Origin of the sequence: Desulfobacterium sp. N47, from assembly GCF_051233685.1 — a bacterium.
Lineage (GTDB): Bacteria > Desulfobacterota > Desulfobacteria > Desulfobacterales > RPRI01 > RPRI01.
Genome location: NZ_JBAMMY010000330.1, coordinates 1 through 3,096 on the forward strand (window position 1 = coordinate 1; position 3,096 = coordinate 3,096).

5 protein-coding genes are annotated in these 3,096 nt (G+C 41.9%); all 5 read left to right on the plus strand.

The annotated features are described in order from the left end of the window. The first annotated feature begins 517 nt into the window (after positions 1-517). The 5 genes from VXK47_RS20920 to VXK47_RS20940 all read left to right on the plus strand — a co-directional run bounded on the left by VXK47_RS20920 (position 518) and on the right by VXK47_RS20940 (position 2,729). Positions 518-784 carry a BrnT family toxin gene (locus tag VXK47_RS20920; protein ID WP_435550728.1) on the plus strand — a complete coding sequence of 89 codons (267 nt, stop codon included), beginning with the start codon at positions 518-520 and terminating at the stop codon, positions 782-784. Continuing rightward, positions 768-1,022 (plus strand): BrnA antitoxin family protein, encoded by a 255-nt coding sequence (locus VXK47_RS20925; RefSeq protein WP_435550729.1) that lies wholly within the window; start codon positions 768-770, stop codon positions 1,020-1,022. Before VXK47_RS20920 ends, VXK47_RS20925 begins: the two co-directional genes overlap by 17 nt. 194 nt (positions 1,023-1,216) lie before the next feature. Beyond that, complete coding sequence (locus tag VXK47_RS20930) at positions 1,217-1,783, plus strand: hypothetical protein (RefSeq protein ID WP_435550730.1); 567 nt, start codon at positions 1,217-1,219, stop codon at positions 1,781-1,783. Positions 1,784-1,889: 106 nt separating this feature from the next. Further along, positions 1,890-2,273: a hypothetical protein gene (locus VXK47_RS20935; RefSeq protein ID WP_435550731.1), complete on the plus strand. Its 384-nt coding sequence runs from the start codon at positions 1,890-1,892 to the stop codon at positions 2,271-2,273. A gap of 141 nt (positions 2,274-2,414) precedes the next feature. Then, complete coding sequence (locus VXK47_RS20940) at positions 2,415-2,729, plus strand: hypothetical protein (protein WP_435550732.1); 315 nt, start codon at positions 2,415-2,417, stop codon at positions 2,727-2,729. The last annotated feature ends 367 nt before the right edge of the window (positions 2,730-3,096 follow it).

Here is a 3,096-nt window from a genome sequence, read left to right on the forward strand (position 1 = left end):
CCTTTGGTAACTTCAGGATTCGCAACCTCTTGGTTGTTTATTGTTTTATAAAATGCTTTTAATTCTGTTTCGTAAGAGCCCTTATTCAAATTGGCAAAGAATGCAATTAAGTTTTTGAAGGAAAGAGCAGTATTTCGGATAAAATCTTTGGTTGAAGATATTCAGATTTTACAAATAAATTAGCTCATTATATGAATATTTGCAAGTACTTTTTCTTAATTCAACGGCATTGATATGGTCACTATCGAATTGCTTATCTCATAAGAGACAAGGATTTGATAGATATTTTAGGGATATTTCATGGTGCGATGAAAATCGACAGATATTTAAGATAAAATTTTGGCATAACAATCGCATTCACGCTGACACCCAAAGCCGAGCCGCTTTTTTCATTGGTGTAGTGCTTTATAAAAAGTCGCATTTGCCAAGTTCTCATTGGCTTTGGGTGCAGGTGATGCGGACGTTCGCCAAAGAAAAACTTGACATGTACATACATATGTGCATATTATAGGCTGCTATGTTTGAATGGGATAAGTCGAAGGCCAAAGAAAATCAGTCCAAACACGGAATCTCGTTCGCCGATGCATTCGCGGTCTTCGAAGATCCAAACGCCGTGACGCTTGAGGATATTGAACACGACGAACAACGATATGTCACCATAGGTATGGATGCTTTCGGCCGAATCCTTGTGGTGGTTTACACGTGGCGAGGGGATAATATTCGGATCATTTCCGCACGCAAGGCCGTGCGCTATGAGGTGAGACAATATGAAGGCGAAATATGATTTTAGTAAAGGTAAACGTGGGGCTGTCCTCCCACTTTCTGGAAAGAAAGTTCGGATAACCATTCGACTTGACCGTGACATTGTTGATTGGTTTCGTTCTAAAGTTGAGGAACAAGGTGGGGGCAACTATCAGTCAATGCTCAACGACGCCCTCCGTACCTATATAGAGCGTCAGGATCAACCCATAGAAGAGGTCCTCCGCCGTGTCGTTCGGGAGGAACTGCAAGCTGCCCAATAGCGGAAATGGCGAACCTTTCGCTTGAGTGGAGCGCGAGAAAAATGCGGCTGTGCGTGTAATCTGTCTGTCCGCGCCATTCCGGCCGGCGCCCACTCAGCTTTTCGTTCGGTTGAGAATAATATATGTGCGATTTTATGCAAAATTTACAAACTATCTTTTGCAAAATTGATTGGACAGCTGTCGCAGGGATATGGATGGCGATTCTTGCTACAATCGCATTAAATACATGGAGAAGGCAAATCAAAGCTCAGAAGTATGTAGATTTTTTGGATGAACTTACTGACACCGTACATAATTTTATACTTTCAATGTCAGGACCAGTCACTGCTCTGAAGTTTGCAAAAATTAGCATAGATTCCTACTCGCATGTTTATAAGGACTCCGATGATCAAAAAAATATCGGAGTAGTAGAATTCATAAAAAAGGATGGCAGAGATACTCGAGAAAGTATTCAAAAACAATTGAAGCCTGTAAGGCCAATTTTAAGCAAAATGAAGTCTCTTGTGGCTAAGGGACAGATATTGGGAATAAAAAATTATTTAAATTGCCAAAATGCTTGTGACATGCTTGAGTGGTTCTTCAATCAAATTGAGGCATTTTCCTCGATTATTGGAAGCACAAATTTGTATTGGGAAAACCCTGAGGTTCAGAAAACACTTGATAAAATATTGACTGTCGATTCAGAGCAAATATTTAAGAATATGGCAGAACAAAATTCAAAATATCTTTTATTTGCAAAACAAGCATACAACGCCATATGAAATCAACCGAACAAGTCAATCAAGGCGAAGGGTGATAGCCCGTGGTCTTTTAGCGGAGGTCAGTTCCCCCGCGCCTTATTTCTATCTTTCAAGAGAGGTAGATCGAATGACGAATCAGACACCTACACCTGACTTGGTGGCACAGGAAGAGAAGGCGTACGATCTTCGGGCTACATCCTACTGCAAGGTCGCCATTGCGATCTGGTGTCTTGTCGGATGGATATATGCCGCCTATACGTGGCATTTACTATGGTTGCCGGGAATTCTCGTGTTCTTACCCGGTATCTTCGTCGCCAGTCTCGTTGCCTTTGTATTCTTTTTTCCATCCTGGTTAATCATGCGGAAGGACTGGCGCGACTTCACGTTGCGTGGTAAAAGACGTAATGGACTCCTACTTTTTGCTATAGCATTGAAGTCAACCGGATACCTCATCTTCTTCGTTGTCCCAGTTGTCTATGTGAATGTGCTTCGCAAATTCTTGAACCAATGATGTTTGAACCGAACAAGGCAGTTGAGTGGGACTGGCTATTAAAACGTCATGCTTAATTTTCAGCGATAAAAGCGTTCTTACTTATTTGCCATTTACTGCCATAAACACGCCAGCCCCTCACCGCCGCCGTTCGCCTTATCAATGAAAGAACAGTTTGGCATGAAACCGGGATCGAAAGACATTAAATTAGAAATATTGATTTCCGGGAAAGAACTATCAGAATTAAAGCGTCACTCTTGGCAGATGGTGGAAGCCTTTAGCCTCGACCGGCGGATTGAAAAGTATCAAGGCAAACGCCCCATTGGTCTTTATAGTTGGGATTTTGACTGCATTCTCGCGGTCATGAAGAATGCACTGAATGACCCAACAGAATATCCCGAGAAAAATGATTCGGGATATAAAGCTTTAAAAACTCTTTTTGGCCAGCTTCAAAAGGAGTATCGTAAATTCAACTAGGGCGTTGGCGAACATGTCGCTTGAGTGGAGCGCGAGAAAAATGCGGCTGGGCGTTTAATCTGTCTGTCCGCGGTATTCCTACCGGCGCCCACTCAGCTTTTCGTTATAAAACAAAAAATACATAATAAAGGAAAACCAAAATGTTCAAAACGTCTATATGCCCTCATTGTCATAAGATATTAAGCGTAAGTCTGACCCACTTGCGCTGAAGGCGGATATCGTTTCAGAATTTTTGAAGGCCCTTGGAAGGTAAAAGACGTTATTGCGTTCTTATTTTTGGCGTTTATGTTTTGCATATTACAATCCTTTTATAACAAATCAATGAACCCAACGCCGAGTAAGTTACGTTTTTTATCCTTGGCCGGCG

Bases quoted from the DNA above. Each gene is read 5' to 3' on its own strand.
- VXK47_RS20930 (WP_435550730.1), top strand. From the start codon at position 1,217: ATGGCGATTCTTGCTACAATCGCATTAAATACATGGAGAAGGCAAATC.
- VXK47_RS20935 (WP_435550731.1), top strand. From the start codon at position 1,890: ATGACGAATCAGACACCTACACCTGACTTGGTGGCACAGGAAGAGAAG.
- VXK47_RS20940 (WP_435550732.1), top strand. From the start codon at position 2,415: ATGAAAGAACAGTTTGGCATGAAACCGGGATCGAAAGACATTAAATTA.
- VXK47_RS20920 (WP_435550728.1), top strand. From the start codon at position 518: ATGTTTGAATGGGATAAGTCGAAGGCCAAAGAAAATCAGTCCAAACAC.
- VXK47_RS20925 (WP_435550729.1), top strand. From the start codon at position 768: ATGAAGGCGAAATATGATTTTAGTAAAGGTAAACGTGGGGCTGTCCTC.